The 15,798-nt window shown below is 62.5% G+C and carries 16 protein-coding genes, 1 tRNA gene and 3 pseudogenes; 4 read left to right on the top strand and 16 right to left on the bottom strand.

Annotation, left to right across the window (positions count from 1 at the left end):
- The 5 genes and pseudogenes from WBB85_RS19780 to ruvC all read right to left on the bottom strand — a co-directional run.
- A pseudogene (locus WBB85_RS19780) lies at positions 1–283 on the bottom strand (short chain dehydrogenase); the annotation flags it as partial.
- Positions 280–642 (bottom strand): MerR family transcriptional regulator, encoded by a 363-nt coding sequence (locus tag WBB85_RS19785; RefSeq protein ID WP_432640308.1) that lies wholly within the window; start codon positions 640–642, stop codon positions 280–282. The gene WBB85_RS19785 and the pseudogene WBB85_RS19780, both read right to left, overlap by 4 nt.
- A 139-nt stretch (positions 643–781) precedes the next feature.
- On the bottom strand, positions 782–1,807 hold the full coding sequence (ruvB, locus tag WBB85_RS19790) for a Holliday junction branch migration DNA helicase RuvB (protein ID WP_432640309.1): 1,026 nt from the start codon (positions 1,805–1,807) through the stop codon (positions 782–784).
- A 5-nt stretch (positions 1,808–1,812) separates the two neighbouring features.
- Entirely contained in the window at positions 1,813–2,487 is a 675-nt protein-coding gene (gene ruvA, locus WBB85_RS19795) for a Holliday junction branch migration protein RuvA (RefSeq protein WP_432640310.1), read from the bottom strand.
- Positions 2,484–2,987: a crossover junction endodeoxyribonuclease RuvC gene (ruvC, locus tag WBB85_RS19800; protein ID WP_432640311.1), complete on the bottom strand. Its 504-nt coding sequence runs from the start codon at positions 2,985–2,987 to the stop codon at positions 2,484–2,486. The genes ruvA and ruvC overlap by 4 nt, the downstream gene beginning before the upstream one ends.
- Before the next feature lie 314 nt (positions 2,988–3,301).
- On the opposite strand from ruvC, the gene WBB85_RS19805 reads away from it, so the two are divergent.
- Positions 3,302–3,493, top strand: coding sequence for a DUF1127 domain-containing protein (locus WBB85_RS19805; protein ID WP_432640323.1), 192 nt, complete (start codon positions 3,302–3,304; stop codon positions 3,491–3,493).
- Positions 3,494–3,734: 241 nt separating this feature from the next.
- On the opposite strand, the gene WBB85_RS19810 is transcribed toward WBB85_RS19805, so the two are convergent.
- The 6 genes from WBB85_RS19810 to WBB85_RS19835 all read right to left on the bottom strand — a co-directional run bounded on the left by WBB85_RS19810 (position 3,735) and on the right by WBB85_RS19835 (position 8,876).
- Complete coding sequence (locus WBB85_RS19810) at positions 3,735–4,082, bottom strand: hypothetical protein (protein WP_432640312.1); 348 nt, start codon at positions 4,080–4,082, stop codon at positions 3,735–3,737.
- An 87-nt stretch (positions 4,083–4,169) separates the two neighbouring features.
- Complete coding sequence (locus WBB85_RS19815) at positions 4,170–5,042, bottom strand: 50S ribosomal protein L11 methyltransferase (RefSeq protein WP_432640313.1); 873 nt, start codon at positions 5,040–5,042, stop codon at positions 4,170–4,172.
- A 34-nt stretch (positions 5,043–5,076) separates the two neighbouring features.
- Positions 5,077–5,622, bottom strand: coding sequence for a sugar O-acetyltransferase (locus WBB85_RS19820; RefSeq protein WP_432640314.1), 546 nt, complete (start codon positions 5,620–5,622; stop codon positions 5,077–5,079).
- Positions 5,623–5,625: 3 nt separating this feature from the next.
- A complete protein-coding gene (gene msrA, locus WBB85_RS19825; protein WP_432640315.1) occupies positions 5,626–6,279 on the bottom strand; it encodes a peptide-methionine (S)-S-oxide reductase MsrA in 654 nt (217 codons plus the stop codon).
- Between the two features lie 9 nt (positions 6,280–6,288).
- Positions 6,289–7,644: an MATE family efflux transporter gene (locus tag WBB85_RS19830; protein WP_432640316.1), complete on the bottom strand. Its 1,356-nt coding sequence runs from the start codon at positions 7,642–7,644 to the stop codon at positions 6,289–6,291.
- A complete protein-coding gene (locus WBB85_RS19835) occupies positions 7,641–8,876 on the bottom strand; it encodes an MFS transporter (protein WP_432640317.1) in 1,236 nt (411 codons plus the stop codon). Before WBB85_RS19835 ends, WBB85_RS19830 begins: the two co-directional genes overlap by 4 nt.
- Before the next feature lie 138 nt (positions 8,877–9,014).
- On the opposite strand from WBB85_RS19835, the pseudogene WBB85_RS19840 reads away from it, so the two are divergent.
- The 3 genes and pseudogenes from WBB85_RS19840 to WBB85_RS19850 form a co-directional block, all read left to right on the top strand.
- Positions 9,015–9,155 (top strand): annotated as a pseudogene (locus tag WBB85_RS19840) (YeeE/YedE family protein); the annotation flags it as partial.
- A gap of 350 nt (positions 9,156–9,505) precedes the next feature.
- Complete coding sequence (locus tag WBB85_RS19845; RefSeq protein ID WP_432640318.1) at positions 9,506–10,084, top strand: plasmid pRiA4b ORF-3 family protein; 579 nt, start codon at positions 9,506–9,508, stop codon at positions 10,082–10,084.
- Positions 10,085–10,112: 28 nt separating this feature from the next.
- A pseudogene (locus WBB85_RS19850) lies at positions 10,113–10,695 on the top strand (transposase); the annotation flags it as partial.
- Positions 10,696–10,759: 64 nt separating this feature from the next.
- Here WBB85_RS19850 and WBB85_RS19855 read toward each other — a convergent pair.
- The 5 genes from WBB85_RS19855 to WBB85_RS19875 form a co-directional block, all read right to left on the bottom strand.
- The gene (locus tag WBB85_RS19855) at positions 10,760–12,214 is read right to left on the bottom strand and encodes a calcium-binding protein (RefSeq protein ID WP_432640319.1); all 1,455 of its coding nucleotides are present in this window, start codon (positions 12,212–12,214) and stop codon (positions 10,760–10,762) included.
- A gap of 210 nt (positions 12,215–12,424) precedes the next feature.
- Positions 12,425–12,500, bottom strand: a tRNA-Thr gene (locus WBB85_RS19860).
- Positions 12,501–12,587: 87 nt separating this feature from the next.
- The gene (locus WBB85_RS19865; protein ID WP_432640320.1) at positions 12,588–14,066 is read right to left on the bottom strand and encodes a heme biosynthesis protein HemY; all 1,479 of its coding nucleotides are present in this window, start codon (positions 14,064–14,066) and stop codon (positions 12,588–12,590) included.
- A gap of 7 nt (positions 14,067–14,073) precedes the next feature.
- The gene (locus WBB85_RS19870; RefSeq protein WP_432640321.1) at positions 14,074–15,423 is read right to left on the bottom strand and encodes a COG4223 family protein; all 1,350 of its coding nucleotides are present in this window, start codon (positions 15,421–15,423) and stop codon (positions 14,074–14,076) included.
- Positions 15,424–15,506: 83 nt separating this feature from the next.
- A partial coding sequence (locus tag WBB85_RS19875; protein ID WP_432640322.1) for a uroporphyrinogen-III synthase occupies positions 15,507–15,798 on the bottom strand: 292 nt, incomplete at its 5' end.

Raw genomic sequence — 15,798 nt, forward strand, 5'->3', positions numbered from 1 at the left:
GAACCAGATTGACCTGCCCCATGACTTTCTGGCGCAATCCATGCAGAAAGGTTTCCTGCGTGAAATCCTCAAGCCGCGCGAAGGTGACGTCGCCACCATAGGAAACGGCCGCATCAAACGGACCGACCTGCTGATACATGGCCCGGACCGCCGCGTGGTTGGCCATGTCGAGACGTACATCGCCAGCGGACCGGCCCACTGTCACGATCTCATGCCGCTTGCCCAGTTCATCCTGCACGATCCGGCCGATATCGCCGGACGCCCCCACCAGAATGATCTTCATGCCTTGCCGCCCCCTATCTCGTCATACCGGGCCATCTTGCCGGCCAGCAGGCTCCGGCACCGGTCAATCTGCGCCTGACGGTCAGCAAGGCGGCGGTCATGGGCAAGAAGCATCGCCTTGCGCCCGCCAACCGTGGCATCGCCTGCCCGGTAGAGCGCCGCGAAATCGCGCATCTCCGCCATCGGCATACCGGTCTCGCGCAGCGAGGCCAGAAGCGTCAACCAGTCCAGCTCCTTCGTCATGAACCGCCTTTGCCCGTCGGCCCCGCGCGCGATGGCAGGGCAGAGGCCGATCCGCTCGTAATAGCGGATCGTTGCAATACTCAGGCCGGATTGCGTGGCAATTTCCGATATTCTCATGATCGTCCCCGTGCTGACCAATACGGCCTAGCGACCTGAAGCAGCTTCAGGTCAAGCCCTTTCAGCAGGCCCGGAGATCACGCACCGCGCCGGGACCAACTCGAAGCCCCGTCCCGGATGTGATCCAGGGCGGCGGGTGTCACTTTTCGAACAGGTCGCTCTGCCCGGCCACGCGCGGTGCGACCAGCCCGAGATGGATCCAGGCTTTCTGCGCCAGCATACGCCCGCGCGGCGTGCGTTGGATCAGGCCCTGCTGCAAGAGGAAGGGCTCGATCACCTCTTCGATCGCGTCACGGCTTTCGGAAAGGGCCGCTGAGATCGTCTCGACCCCGACCGGCCCGCCGGCATAGTTTTCCGCCACCAGCGTCAGATAGCGCCGGTCAGCCCCGTCGAGACCAAGGTGATCGACGCCAAGCCGCGTAAGAGCACTATCAGCAATCTCGCGTGTCAGCCTGCCATCTCCTTCGACCAGCGCGAAATCGACAACGCGGCGCAGAAGCCTTCCCGCAATACGCGGCGTACCGCGGGCGCGTTTGGCAATCTCCAGCGTGCCTGCTGGGTCCGAGGATATGCCCATCAGCCGCGCACCGCGGGTGACGATGTGGTCAAGCTCAGGCACGGTGTAGAATTGCAGCCGGGTCGGAATGCCGAACCGGTCGCGAAGCGGCGTCGTCAGCAGGCCGAGCCGTGTTGTGGCACCGACCAGCGTGAAAGGCTGCAACTCGATCCTGACCGTCCGCGCCGCGGGGCCTTCACCGATCACAAGGTCCAGTTCGAAATCCTCCATCGCGGGATAGAGAACCTCCTCCACCGCCGGGTTCAGCCGGTGAATCTCGTCAATGAAAAGGACATCCCGCGCCTCAAGATTGGTCAGGATCGCGGCAAGATCGCCTGCCCGCGCCAGAACCGGACCCGAGGTCATGCGGAAACTGACGCCCAGCTCCTTCGACATGATCTGCGCCAGTGTCGTCTTGCCAAGGCCGGGGGGGCCGTGAAAGAGCGTATGGTCCATCGCCTGACCGCGCCGCTTGGCGCTTTCGATGAAAACGCGCAGGTTCGCCCGCGCCTCTTCCTGCCCGACGAAATCGGACAGGGCCTGCGGGCGCAGCGACCGGTCAGCATCCTCAGGCTGGGGGGCCGGACGAAGGGTGGGATCGGGCTCCATCGTCGTCATCCCTTCGGCGCCAGAAGTTTCAGCGCCGCGCGGATCAGGGTCGGTGTCGTGGCGCTGTCATCGGCACCGGACGCCTCGGCCACGGCACTGGCGGCCTCGCCCTGACCATAGCCGAGATTGATGAGGGCCGAGAGTGCCTCGGCGGTGGCGCTGGCCGAGGCGGAAGGTTGCGGTTTGGGGGCAGTGGCCTTGCGCGGGGCCGGATTGGGTTCGATCACCTCATCGGCGCCCGATGTATCGACGCTGAGCGCACCTCCAAGGGCCATGACTGCGGGGGCCTTGTCCTTCAGCTCATGTACGATCCGCTGCGCCAGTTTCGGCCCCACACCCGGCGCGGCCTTCACCGCCGCCGCGTCGCCCAAAGCGATGGCGCGACCGACGCCTTCGGCCCCGAGCGTCCCGAGGATTGCCATCGACGCCTTGGCCCCGACGCCCTGCACCGTGGTCAGCAGCCGGTGCCACTCCTTTTCCAAGAGTGTCGGAAACCCGAAGAGCTGCAACAGATCCTCGCGCACCAGCAGATCGGTATAAAGCGCCACCGCCTCGCCCACCGGCGGCAGGCTGGCGGCCGTGCGCTGCGAGACATGGACGACATAGCCCACACCGCGCACATCGATCAGGACGTGATCCATCGCCCGGTGCAGGATCACTCCGGCAATCCGCCCGATCATGCCGCCCCCCTGATGGCCTGCGCCAAACGGCCCGCGCTTTGCAGGTGATGGGCATGGCAGATAGCGATGGCGAGCGCATCGGCGGCATCGGGCCCGGCCAGTTCCACGCCTGGCAACTGAAAGCGCACCATATGCGCGATCTGGCCCTTATCGGCATGGCCAACGCCGACAACTGCCTTCTTGACGGCGTTCGGGGCATATTCGCCGACGGCAAGGCCCGCCTGTGCCGGAACCAGCATCGCGATACCGCGTGCCTGACCCAGCTTCAGGGTGCCTGCCCCATCCTTGTTGACGAAAGTCTGTTCCACCGCCGCCGCATCCGGCGCATGATCTGCAACGATCCGCGTCAGGGCGTGGTACAGCGACAGGAGACGCTGGGCGAGATCATCGCCTTCGGATTGGATGATGCCGTTTGCGACATGGCTGAGTCGCGATCCTGCGACCTCGATCACCCCCCAGCCGAGGTTCCGTAAGCCCGGATCGATCCCGAGAACGCGCATCTGCTCCCTCATATGTTGCTTTTTTCACACGACTAGCACGAATAGCGAACATCGCAAAGGAAGAAAGCCGGGAAGCGACTGATCACGGATGCGCGACTATTCGGGGCGGAAATCGTCACCGGGAAGGTGGAAAACGACATTTTTGCCCCTCAAGGAAACCCTATTGTTTTAGGAACTTACGGCGAAATTGAGGCTTGCGCAAAGTGCATGCCGGGCATGCGATTCCGTTACTTGCTGCGACGCAGCGCGAGGTCTATCTGCCGCTTCAACGAGACGCGTCATGGGGACGCGCCATCGAAGACAAGGAAACGACCATGGCTGTTTATGAAGCCCACCGCCCCGTCGCCGGTTCGATCTCCGGCATCTTCGGTCTGTTCGTCTCGGCCTTCGCCGGCTGGAACGACGCCCGTGTGACGCGCTCTGCGCTGTCCAAGCTGTCGGATCGTGAACTGGACGATATCGGTCTGTCGCGTGGCGACATCGAGATGATCGCATCGCGGGGCTGAGCGCCACACGATACGCGCGACTTCGATCGCCAAAGGCCGTGCCGGGGATGCCCGACACGGCCTTTCTGTTTTCTCATGCGGCACTACGGACTGGTCTGATTTTGCCCTTCGCGGACATTGCCATCAGTGCAACCTTAGCCGGGCGGGTGCCTGCCCGTGGGGGGCGCAGCGACATCTGCTCTGGGCGGTCTATGGCGGCAATGTCCCGCTTGGCAGACCGCAACAACCCTAGGAAAGCGGATCAGAACAGGTATTTGCGAAGCTGTTCGGAAACCGCGACCGTCAGCGGGTCCGCACGCAGCACATAGGCGCCCGTCCGGTCGGCCCAATCCCCGGCCTCAAGCGTGGCGATGCGGCCCTGATATTGTTCCGGCCCGACTGAGGCATGGACCGCAGCCTTGATCCCGACAACCGTCATAAGGACCAGAACCAGAGGACCAAGGAAACCCTTGCGGTTCGCCCGGTTCCGCTTCGCCTTGTAGAAGGACATGCCGAGGGTGCCTTCGGCCTCGAACCCGCCGCCGGCCGCGTGAACCTTTTCAATCCGTCCGACCCGGCCATAAAAATTCTGCAAATTCCGGTCGACCATATGTCTCTCCCAACTCGCAATCACCCCCGTGAGCGTCGAAGGTGCGGTCGAATTATGGCAAGAATGGGGCGCGACGCTACGTCAGCCTTATTGATCGCGACGAAGAACCAATGTCGTCCACTCTGTGATTTCGTCCCGGGATACGAGACAAAAACCCGCCTTTGTATACACACTCGTAACCTCGTCTGCCTGACTGTTGAGGATACCGGACAGAATCACATAGCCCCCGGGGGCGGCAGAAGCTGCCATATCCGGGGCCAGGTCGATCAGCGGACCCTTGAGGATATTGGCGAAAATAAGATCATAGAGCGCACGGGCCGCCAGATCGGGATGCGCGAAGCCCATTGCCTCGACACAAGTCACCCGGCCTTCCAGCCCGTTCGCCGCGACATTCGCCACGGCGACATCGACTGCAACCGGATCGATATCCGAGGCGATGACCGCATCGGGCCAGATCGCGGCGGCACCCATCGCCAGAACCGCGGTGCCGCAACCGATATCGGCGACATTGCGTCCCCGGAACCCGGCCCGGTCCAGCCGGTCGAGCGCCAGAAGGCAGCCCTTGGTCGTGCCGTGATGTCCGGTGCCAAAGGCCATGGCCGCCTCAATCAGCAACGGCACGGTGCCCTCAGGCACCTTGTCCGCGTCATGACTGCCATAGACAAAGAACCGCCCCGCCTCGACCGGTTGCAGATCGCGCCTGACATGGGCGACCCAGTCGGTTTCGGGTACTTCCGAGACAACGAAGGGTTTCGCGCCATAGATCGCCGCCATCAGGGCCAATTCGATATCGTTCGGCTCTTCCTCGAAATAGGCGCCGACCTCATGGCGGCCCGAGCCGTCTTCGATCTCGAAGCAGCCGATGCCGGTCGGTTCGGGCAGGAAGTTCTCCATCGCCTCGGCCAGAGCTTCGGCAGAGTCCTTGTCGGCAAGGGTGGTCAGCGCGGAATAGGTCGGCATGGGTGGATCCCCGGGGATAACACAGCGTGATGCGCTATAGCCCCCGCGCGGGGATGCCCGCAACCCGTGATCCGGGGGCGACATCGCGGGACACGACCGCGCCTGCCGCGACGATGGCGCTGTCACCGATGGTCACACCCGGCAGGATGATCGCGCCGCCGCCGATCCAGACGTCGCGCCCGATGGTGACAGGCAGCGCACGTTCGATGCCCGCGTGTCGCTTTTCGGCGTCGCGGTGATGGTCGGCGCAGTAGATATGCACGCCCGGCCCCAGCATCGAATGCGCTCCGATTGTCACCGGCGCGGAATCCAGCACCACGCAGCCCGTATTCAGATAGACCCGGTCACCGAGCGTCAGGTTGATCCCGTAGGAACAGTGAAACGGCGCCTCGATCCGGCAATCACGCCCTATCGTGATCAGGTCAGCCAGGAGCGGCGCGCAAGCTCCGCGCGCATCGGGGTCCATCACCGCATGCTGATGACAGGCCCGCCGCGCCGCACGACGCAGGGCCTCAAATTCTTCGCCCAGACAGGAATACCACTCCCCGCTCGCCATGATCTCGCGCCGCGAACGGGGCATGGGTCAGGCCTTGAGCCCGATCGGGCAGGTCACGCCGGTGCCGCCGATACCGCAATAGCCCGACGGATTCTTGGCGAGGTATTGCTGGTGGTAGTCCTCGGCGAAATAAAACTTGCTCGCCGGTTTGATCTCGGTCGTGATCGGGCCGTAGCCCGCACCTTTCAACCGTTCGGCATAGACCTTGCGGCTGGCCTCGGCAGCCTCGGCCTGCGCATCGGTGTAGGTGTAAATGCCAGACCGGTACTGGGTGCCGACATCGTTGCCCTGCCGGTCGCCTTGGGTCGGGTCGTGGCCTTCCCAGAAGACCTTCAGCAGATCGTCATAGCTGATGACCGCAGGATCATAGATCACCCGCACGACCTCATTCTGCCCGGTCATGCCGGTGCAGGTCTCCTTGTAGGTCGGATTGGGTGTAAGGCCCGCGGAATAGCCGACCATGCTCAGCCAGACCCCGTTGAGCTGCCAGAACTTGCGCTCTACGCCCCAGAAACAACCCATGCCGAACATCGCCTCTTCCATGCCCTCGGGCACCGGCGATTTCAGCGGGCGGTGAAAGATGAAATGCGCCTCTGCCGTCGGGATCGGCTCGGCCCGGCCCGGCAGGGCGTCATCTTTCGTCGGCATCGTGGATTTCTTTCCGAAAAGGGCGTTCAGCATTTTTGGCTCCTATTCAGCGGCGGTGGCGACGGCCTCCGTCCGGTTCAGGGACCTTATATAGCGCCAGGCGAGCCATGCCGCCACAATGCCCGCGATCACATTGGCGAGCGCGTTGGCCCAGACGACGCCCACCGCGCCGGTCGTGACGGTAAAGGCGATGCCCAGCGGCAGCATCAGAACCCCGTCGCGGAACCAATTCGCACCGGTCGACCACAAGGGCCGGGCAAGGTTGTTGAAGGTCGCATTGGCGACGAAAAGCGCGCCGGTAAAGATGAAGGCCCCGGCGGCATAGTAAGTGAAGGCTTCGACAATCGCAGCACCCTCGGAGGAAAGCCCGAAGGAGCGGATGATCGGTCCGGTCAGCGCCGCCATGATCGCCCATGTGGCCAAAGTATAGACCGCACAGAACTTCAGTGCCGCCCAGTAGGCGCCCTCGACCCGGTCGGGGCGGCGGGCGCCGTAATTCTGGCCGATGATTCCGCCGATGGCACCGGACAAGGCGAAGATGCCACCGAAGGCGAGGATCGTCAGCCGCATCACCACGCCCCAGCCCGCCACCGCACTTTCACCGAATTCCGCCACTTCGCGCGTCAGGATCCAGTTGCCGAACGGCGTCGAGATCTGCGTCACGATGGCGGGCAGTGCGATGCCCAGATAGGGGGGCATATAGGTCGGGATGTCCCCGCGCACCGGCCGCGCCAGCATGTCGTGGGTGCTGATCACGAACCAAAGCCCCACACCGAACATGGCAACCCGTGCCGCTACGATGGACCAGGCCGCCCCGGTCACACCCCAGCCCGCCCAGACGATCAGCAGGGGATCAAGAACCACCGCGACCGCGCCCGCAACCATCGTCACGGCCATTGACCGCCAGGCATCGCCCACCGCACGCAGGATCGCCGAGGCGCAGATGGCCGCCGCAATCAGCGGCATGGAGGGCAGCGTGACCGACAGGAAATGCTCGGCCAGTGCCAGAACCTCGCCCTCGGCGCCCGTGGCCTGCAGCACCGGAATGCGGAAGACATAGATCAATGCGGCGACGATGGCCTGCACCCCGGCAGTCAGCAGCATCGCCAGCGTCGCAATGCGCCGCGCGCACTCCCGGTCGCCCTGCCCGATGGTGCGCGACACAAGCGCCACCGCCCCGATCATCATGCCGATGGCGATGGAGAAAACCGCGAACTGGATCGTGCCCGCCATACCGACGGCGGCGATCATCGCCTCGACCCGAAGCTGCGAAATCCACCAGAGCGCGAGGAAATCGACAAGAAACGTGAACGAGAGCCCCATCGCCCCGGACAGCGACATGACCACGACATGCCGCATCAGGCTGCCGGTGACGAACTTGCCCTGCGCCCCGCTCATTCCGCCGCCACCGGCAGGCCGCTGGCAAAGATCGTCTCATGCCCCGGTTCGGGATGGCGTGGGATCATCAGCGCCAGGATGAGCGACACAGCCGCCATTCCAGCCGCCAGCCCAAAGACAGCACCGGGCGAGACCACCCAGAGATAGCCCAGAAGCGCGGGCAGAAAGACCGCCGCGATATGATTGATGGTGAAGGCCACCGCCGCCGTCGGCGCAATATCCCCGGGGCTCGCGATTTTCTGGAAATAGGTCTTCAGCGCGAAGGCGAGCGAGAAGAACAGGTGGTCGAGCACGTAAAGAACCGCCGCCACGACCACACCCCAGCCGAACCAGTAGATGCCGCCATAGGCGAGGAACACCATGAGCAGCCCGGCATATTCGAAGAGCAGCGCATTGCGTTCCCCGAACCGGCCCACGGCTTTGCCCATCAAGGGCGCGAAGAGCATATTGGCAAGGTAGTTGATCAGGAAAAGTGCGGTGACCTCATGCACCTCAAACCCAAAGCGTTCAACCATCATGAAGGCCGCAAAGACGATGAATATCTGCCGCCGGGCACCGGCCATGAACTGCATCAGATAATAAAGCCAATAGCGGCGGCGCAGCACGAAATGCTTCAGCTGCGGCTCGGGTGCCTCGAATTGCGGATAGGCAAGTGCTGCAAATATGGCGATGGCCAGCGTCAGGCCGCCCGAGAGACCATAGACGACACCGTAGCTCAGCTCGAACGTCTTCCAGGTCAACACGATCAGCCCGTAAGCCACCAGCGACGCGCCCGAGCCGATGGCGACGATCCAGCCGATCACCTGCGGCGCGTGCTTCTTGTCGATCCATTGCAGTTGCAGCGACTGGTTGACCGTCTCGAAATAGTGAAAGCCGATGGACGACAGAAGCGTCACCATCAGGATGCCGCCGAAACTGGGAAACATCGCGGTCACCGCCGTCGCCGCGCCCAGTAGCGCCAGCGCGATCAGCGCCAGCACCTGTTCGCGCATCGCCCAGAGGAGGACGATGACGCCGATGGCCAGAAAGCCGGGGATTTCGCGCACTGTATGCAGCCAGCCGATCTCGACCCCGGTAAACCCCGCCGCCTCTTTCACAAAGTTGTTCAGAAGTGCCGACCAGGTCGCGAAGGCAATCGGCATTGCCGCCGCCATCAGGAACAAAAGAAAGGCGGGCCTGCGCCAGCGCGGCAAGCTTTCGGCGTCTTTCAGGGTGATGGAGCGCATGAACATGCGCCCGACATACGCCGCTTTCGCGACCTTGGCGAGAGCACCCGCGCACAGGCAATTCGGCTACTTCGCACAGGCATGACTTAGATCAAGGAGGATATATTCACATTCCGGCATGAGACTTCAAAACCGGAGGGCCTATTGGACATCCTAACCCTTGTCGACGCAATCGGCGAACGCTCCTCGGCGGCCCTGCTTGGTCTTGCCACCGGCATCGTCTTTGGCGTGGCGGCCCAGCGCTCGCGGTTCTGCCTGCGCGCGGCTTGCGTCCAGTTTGCGCGACGACTGAACCTGTCCCGGTATGATTCCGCTCCGATTGGATGCTGACCCTGAGCGTGGTGCAGGTTCTGGCAGGGCTGATCACCGGCGATGTTCCGGTAGGGTCTGATTGCTGACGGCCCAACCAATTACACGCCGGGAACACAGGTCGTGGATGAAGGCGCTGGCAGCGCATCCGCCGACTTCGGCAGAGTGACTCGGGGCGGTGTTTGAACGGGCGGTTCGTGGCCGGGTTTGGCAGACCCCGGCAATGTTGACCGCGACTTTGACCTTCATCGCGCAAGGCCATGGAAAATCCGATATCGACGCCCTCGTGCCTTGTGATTACAAAGGCCTGACAGGGGGACAGCGCCATGAACATCATCGAGTTAAAGATCACGCTTGACTACATCGATCCCGCTGTTACGCGCACCCTGCAGGTGCCAGCCAACATCCGCCTCGACCGCCTGCATCTGACAATCCAGGCCGCCATGGGATGGACCAACTCACATCTCTACATGTTTGAGGCAGGCGGTGCGACATGGGGACTGCCCGACCCAGACTTCGGTGGTGATGATCTGCCTGCCAACAAAACCACTCTGGCCGAGGTCATTGAGGACACCGGCGCTCATACGATCAACTATCTCTACGACTTCGGCGACAGTTGGGACCATAAGATCAGGATAGGAAAGATCAGCGAGCCCGTTCCCGGCGAACTCTACCCGCGCCTGACAGATATCGCGGGCCGTTGCCCGCCAGAGGATGTTGGCGGCGCACCCGGATACGAAGAGTTCCTCAAAGCCATGAGCGATCCCAAGCACCCGGAACATGCTGAGCTGAAAACCTGGTACGGCGACGACTTTGACCCAAACATCGCCGACAGCGACGAACTTCGCCTCGAAGTCCTCAAACTCGCCAAACGCTGGAAACCGAAAGGCAAGCGCATCAACTGATCAACATGGGGTCAAGGCACCGCTTACGATACATTTGGGAATTGATGAAGAAACGCTGGAGGTTCGGGCCATGGAGGTCACCAGCAGCAACATCGGCAATGCCGCCTTGCTGCAAGATCTATTGGGCCAGAACCTGCCCGAACGGGATCTCGGCAGCGTTACAGCAGACGGGGCCTGGGACACACGCAAATGCCGCGACACGATTGCGGCCCGCAATGCCCATGCCGTCATTCCGCGGCGCAATACCGCCAAGCCGTGGAACCCGACCAGCGCCGGGGCCGTCGCCCGGACCTACAGCGTTTCGCGTTAAACCTGAATCACCTGACGCTGCCTGAAATCAAAGATTTCAACGCGCTAGGTGATGAGTGATGCTTCAAGTTAAACGCGAAACGCTGTAGGTGCTCAGCACATCGCGATACCTGGGCCGGACGATCTGGCGAGGATACCACAGCCGAAGCAGCGTCGAGACCAGGATGCAATGTATCAAACTGCCCAGCCGATCCGTGATGGCGAGGGACTTCGACCGGCAAGTCGCGGAGATCCAGATCCGCATCGCCGTGCTCACCCGCTACACCGCACCTGGCATGCCCGGCACTGAGCCCGCGGGATAAGTCCGTCCGGGGAAAGAGGAAGTCTCCCCGTCACACGAATTGCGCAACAAAGCCGGTCATACTCCTAAAGGAAGAAGTCACTTCCATCCAACGTGAACTGACCTTCCAGCTCGATCATGAAATCTGCCACGCCATCACCATCGATATCGGCCTGCACCAGTGTTTTCGTCGCGAATTGGGAATAGCGCAGTTCGCCTTCGGCGCCGCTGAAGGCCGCGGTGCCAATGAATACGAAAGCATCATCGATGATGGATGATGTCATGGCGTCAATATTGAATAGGTTGATCAGATCCCCGGCAGATTGGTCAAAGTCCTTGATCACGTCGCGGGTGGTCTTTCCGGCCTGACTGTCACTCACATCGGTGAACCAGAACGTATCAGCGCCACTTCCGCCGTGAAGAAAGTCTTTGCCACTTCCGCCCTGAACCCAGTCTGCTCCGGCACCGCCCTTGATCGTGTCATCGCCGTTGCCGCCGAAAAGGAGGTCGTCTCCGTCTTCGCCGCGAATGCTATCCGCTCCGTCTTGCCCCCAGATTGTGTCGTTGTCGGCCATGCCGTTCAACACATCACCGCTGCTGCCCCCTTGAAGCAGATCGTCGCCATCCCCGCCATACAAAGTGTCGCGGTCACTGCCGCCGTCGAGCGTGTCGTTGCCGCTACCACCATAGAGGATATCCCTGTCGCTTCCGCCCAGAAGCGTGTCCGTTCCGGAATTGCCCTTGATGGTATCATCACCGCTGCCGCCGGACAGATTGTCAGCTCCGCCGCCACCGTGAATGACATCCGCCCCGCTTCCCCCGGTAACGAAGTCGTTGTCGGCCTCGCCTTTCAACACATCCCCGCCGCTGCCACCCTGGATAAGATCGGCACCGTCCCCGCCATATATTCTGTCGCTGCCGCCTTCGCCCCGGATATCGTCCCTGCCGTCCCCGCCATATATCTTGTCGTTGCCACTGCCGCCCCGGATATCGTCGTGGCCGCTGCCACCTGAAAGATAGTCCCTGCCCGTGTCCCCGATGAGGGTATCACTGCCCGTGCCGCCATACATGGTGTCGTTTCCGGGGCCACCATAAAGGTAGTCGTCGCCTGACCTGCCATAGACTTTGTCATTGCCCCAAGACGCGTTGACAACATCGTCTCCGCCCTTCGCGTCAATGACGTCATTCCCTTGGGTTCCGAGATAAATTTCGTCGCTTCCCGAAATCGTCTGACGCGTGACGCCGTTGGCCAAAACGGTCACCTTGCCATAAGCGGTCCGTCCGGAATCGGCCGAGGCCAGCCGAAATGGGTCGGAATCCAGTCCGAGGATCGGATCTGCCACGTTGCGCGTTGTCTGACCGACCTCAGGCACTGTCATCTGTCCGAGACTGCCGGTGTCGGGAAGTCCATCGCGCTCCATCGCCGCAAGCGAAAGAAAACTGGTCGCTGTCCTGAATTGATCGTCATCTTGACCCGCAGCATCGAACTGAGGGTCAAGCGGGGTCGGAAAGAGGAACTTTCTGATCAGCCGATCGAACATGGAATTCCCGGAAATGCGCGGACCTGCCATTGGGTGATCAATCCTTCAAGAAATCTGTTTCGGTACGCATTTCAAAAAAATGTGGCATCAAATTTCCAAGGTGCGCTGTCCATCGGGGACATCAGATCGGCACGCAAAACATGATCGATGCGTGGGTTGTCGCGCAATTTCGTGTGAGACTGGAACTGAACCTGACATAAGAGAGAAGAATGGTGCCGCTGAAGGGACTCGAACCCCCGACCCCATCATTACGAATGACGTGCTCTACCAGCTGAGCTACAGCGGCATTCTTCTCGTTCGCCGTCGCTGACAGCTTGGGAACGCTGCGGCGCGGTGGCGGGCTGATAGCATCATCGCGCGTGCGTGTGTAGCCCTAATTTTGCGCCTTCTGCCCCAGTTCTTCATCAAGGATCAGATCTGAATCCGACGGGTCCGACGCCTCCTGAGCGGCAACGGTATCGTCGGGCAATGCTTCCGGGCGGCCCACGATGAGCGGCAGCATATCGGTGCCGTTCGGCATTGCCACAGCGGAACCCGGAGCCTCGCGCCAGCTCAGCGTGTCGAAACCGTTGCAATTGCCGCAGGCGGGTGCCCATTCAGTATGGATGTTCTGGCACTTGTCGCAGACCCATTGCGGCCCCCTGCTGGCGGTCAGGGCGCGGGTCAACCAGCCGCGCACAAAGGCATCGTCTTCGCCCTCGCCCCGCGCAATCGCGGCCATGATCGTCAGGCTGCGCGCGGTGGGATGGGTTTCGGCCAGATCGCCAAGCGCGCGCCGGGCGGCCGGAAAATCCTCGGCCGCGATCAGCAGTTCGGCTTTCAGCAGGCGCGATTCCTCATGATCAGGCGCGGCCGTCAGCAGCGTCTGGAACCGTTTGAGCCGTTCGGCCGGACTTTCATCCGGCGCAATCAGCGCGAAGGCCGCTGCAAGATCGGGATGCGGCTGGGCTGACCAGGTTTTCTTCAGCACCCGCACCGCAAGTTTCGGCTTGCCATTCTGGATGTAGCTGCGCGCGGCCAGAACCGCGGCCGGGACAAGATCCGGCGACAGGCGGTTGGCCTCGATTGCTGCCTCGCGCGCCTCGATCGGGGCATCATCAGAAAAGACCTCTTTCGCTTCTTGCAGCGCCAGAACCGCGTCCCTGCGACGATAGACATCCCTTGGCAGAAGACCCTGTTTCAGCTTTGTCCCCAGCACCTCGCGTGCGCCTTTCCAGTCACCGCTGGAGGCCTGAAGCTGCAACAACGCGTCCTGCACACCTTCATGCCTGGGTTTGAGTGAGAACGCCTTTTCGGCGAGCTTCAGCGCGGTGTCGGTATCACCCTCTGACAGTTTTTGCAGCATCAGCCCGCGCACGCCGACAAAGCGCGTCCGGTCATCGGCCAGCAGACGCTTGTAGACATCGCCCGCGCGCTTGGTATCGCCCGCAAGTTCCGCGGCCTGCGCGGTAATCAGGTTGGTCAGTTCCGGCCGCCGCAGATACTTTTCGGCACGCGCGGCCTGCGCCATTGCCACCTTGCCCTCGCCCGATGCCAGCGCCATCAACCCATCGGCCAGTGCCTGAAATCCCTTGCGTTCGCGATTGCGATCGAAATAGCGGCTGACGGCCGTCTCATCCCCGTTCAGAAACCGTACGAAGGCCACGAAAAACCCCAGAAGCTTCAGGAACACCCACATCACCAGGAGCAGGACAAGCACGGCCACGACGGCCTGAACCGGCCCCAGCGTGAATTCCGTATTGGCAAGCGATATCCGGATGCCGCCGCCGGTTTCGGCCAGATATCCGGCACCCAGCGTCAAGGCTGTGACGGCTGCGACGAACAATACGATTTTTACAAAAGACCAGATCATGCCGCTCTCACCTATATTCCGCAGCCATGGCTGCAACCGCGTCAACTGCCGCAAGACGGCGTTCGGCCAGTGTCGTCCATTCGGCCATCCGCGCCTGTCCGTCTTCTGACAAAGAGCCTATCTCACTGATAGCCGTTGCAAGATCCCCCACGCCAAGGGCGGCTTCGGCGCGCGACAGGACCGCATCCGGGTCGTCGCCAGCGCGCGGCGACAGGGAACGCGCCCCAGACTGGCTACGCGCAAAGGCTGTTACCCGGTCCCACATGCTGCCATCGGATTGTTCTTTCAGCGATGCCGCAATCGCCCCCCTTGCTGCCGGAGGAAAGGCTTCACGCAAGGCGGCAAGGCTTGGGACACCATGCGCCTGCTCTGACAGCGAAGGCGGCACGTCGATACCGGCCTCTGTCAGGTCGGCCAGCCCCTTTTCAAGAGGGGCCCCGCTTTCAAGCGCCGCCTGCAATCGTCCGACGGCAGATCGGATCGCGGATTGGCGGGCAGCATCTTCAGCCATTTCCCGCTGACGTTCGGCGTCTTTCTGGGCAGATTCGAGACGCGCAGCGGCCTCGTCAGTCATCGCGGCGATGTTGTCTTGCGCGGCGACGGCATTCGCCCTTTGGGCGTCAATCTCCTGGCGGAGCTGATCCATCTCGCGGCCAAAAGCCTCCAGCGCCGTTGCCGAGGCTGCGCCGCCCTCCACCGGGCATTTTTCAAGTTCGGCAAGGCGGCCACTCAGCGCATCCAGTTGCGTCGCCAGTTGGCCCAGCTGTTCCTCGGCGGCGCTTTGACGACTGCCAAGTCTGGAAAACTCGTCCGACAGGCGTGCGTCCAGCGCGGCCACCTCATCGGCGGCGGCTGCCGGGTTAGACGTCAGCGCCTGAACATCTGTTGCCAGCGCGCCGATGCGGCCGTCCTGAGTTTTGATTTCTGCGGACAGGGCGGCCATATCTTCGTCCGTAACGTCCGGCACCCAAACCTTCGGCAGGACATAAACCGCCAGGGCGAAGCCGAGCCCGGCGGCAACGACGCCGCCAAGAGCGGGGACCAGAAAACCGCCTCGACGTGGTGCGGGGGCGGCGACGGGTTGCGGCTCAGGGTCTGGGGCCGGAGCGTCGGGCCCAGCTTCGTCCGGTGTCGGATCAGGTGCCGGCACCTCTGCTTCAACAGCGTCTGCCTGCGGACGTTCTTCGGCGGTTCCTGCCTGTTCCGTGTCGGGGGTTTCGCCGGTGTCGGTCTCTTGCGGGCGGCCGTCTACAACGTCCTGCTGTTCCGTAGCCTCTGCCGGCCCGGCACCCGTATCGGCGGCGGCCTCGTCCGGTTCGGTTGGTGTTCCGGTCTTTGTCTTGCGCGATCTGGCCACGGCAGCTTCCCTTGTTGGATCGTTGCGACATCGCGCCGCTGACGGCATCACTGATATGACATTAGACGTCGCGCGCCGCACCCTCAAGGTATGTCAGATGTGGCAATCAGCCCTGCAAGCGTATCGAACATGGCCCCGGCATCGGGCTGTGCCGCCACCTCCAGTCGTTTCGCAGGCAATCGCGCCGCAGCATCAGCGACCGACGGGCTGATCGCCGCTATAAAGAGCGGTGCGGTCAGGTCCGGGAAGGCTTCGGTGGCGCGGCGCGCCGACAGGGGCGAGAAAAGCGGCAAGAGCAGTGGTTCAGCTCCTCGTGCGGCATTGCTTGCCGCCTCGCTCGGCGGGCATTCAACCTGATCATACATGACCATCGGC

Origin of the sequence: Albidovulum sp. (assembly GCF_049646345.1) — a bacterium.
Lineage (GTDB): Bacteria > Pseudomonadota > Alphaproteobacteria > Rhodobacterales > Rhodobacteraceae > Albidovulum.

What these genes read in the sequence shown, in the direction of transcription:
- WBB85_RS19830 (WP_432640316.1), bottom strand. Translation starts at nt 7,644, where the DNA reads ATGAGCGGGGCGCAGGGCAAGTTCGTCACCGGCAGCCTGATGCGGCAT.
- WBB85_RS19845 (WP_432640318.1), top strand. Translation starts at nt 9,506, where the DNA reads ATGAACATCATCGAGTTAAAGATCACGCTTGACTACATCGATCCCGCT.
- ruvC (WP_432640311.1), bottom strand. Translation starts at nt 2,987, where the DNA reads ATGCGCGTTCTCGGGATCGATCCGGGCTTACGGAACCTCGGCTGGGGG.
- WBB85_RS19855 (WP_432640319.1), bottom strand. Translation starts at nt 12,214, where the DNA reads ATGTTCGATCGGCTGATCAGAAAGTTCCTCTTTCCGACCCCGCTTGAC.
- WBB85_RS19815 (WP_432640313.1), bottom strand. Translation starts at nt 5,042, where the DNA reads ATGCCGACCTATTCCGCGCTGACCACCCTTGCCGACAAGGACTCTGCC.
- msrA (WP_432640315.1), bottom strand. Translation starts at nt 6,279, where the DNA reads ATGCTGAACGCCCTTTTCGGAAAGAAATCCACGATGCCGACGAAAGAT.
- WBB85_RS19835 (WP_432640317.1), bottom strand. Translation starts at nt 8,876, where the DNA reads ATGTTCATGCGCTCCATCACCCTGAAAGACGCCGAAAGCTTGCCGCGC.
- WBB85_RS19810 (WP_432640312.1), bottom strand. Translation starts at nt 4,082, where the DNA reads ATGGTCGACCGGAATTTGCAGAATTTTTATGGCCGGGTCGGACGGATT.
- ruvB (WP_432640309.1), bottom strand. Translation starts at nt 1,807, where the DNA reads ATGGAGCCCGATCCCACCCTTCGTCCGGCCCCCCAGCCTGAGGATGCT.
- WBB85_RS19820 (WP_432640314.1), bottom strand. Translation starts at nt 5,622, where the DNA reads ATGCCCCGTTCGCGGCGCGAGATCATGGCGAGCGGGGAGTGGTATTCC.
- ruvA (WP_432640310.1), bottom strand. Translation starts at nt 2,487, where the DNA reads ATGATCGGGCGGATTGCCGGAGTGATCCTGCACCGGGCGATGGATCAC.
- WBB85_RS19805 (WP_432640323.1), top strand. Translation starts at nt 3,302, where the DNA reads ATGGCTGTTTATGAAGCCCACCGCCCCGTCGCCGGTTCGATCTCCGGC.
- WBB85_RS19785 (WP_432640308.1), bottom strand. Translation starts at nt 642, where the DNA reads ATGAGAATATCGGAAATTGCCACGCAATCCGGCCTGAGTATTGCAACG.
- WBB85_RS19865 (WP_432640320.1), bottom strand. Translation starts at nt 14,066, where the DNA reads ATGATCTGGTCTTTTGTAAAAATCGTATTGTTCGTCGCAGCCGTCACA.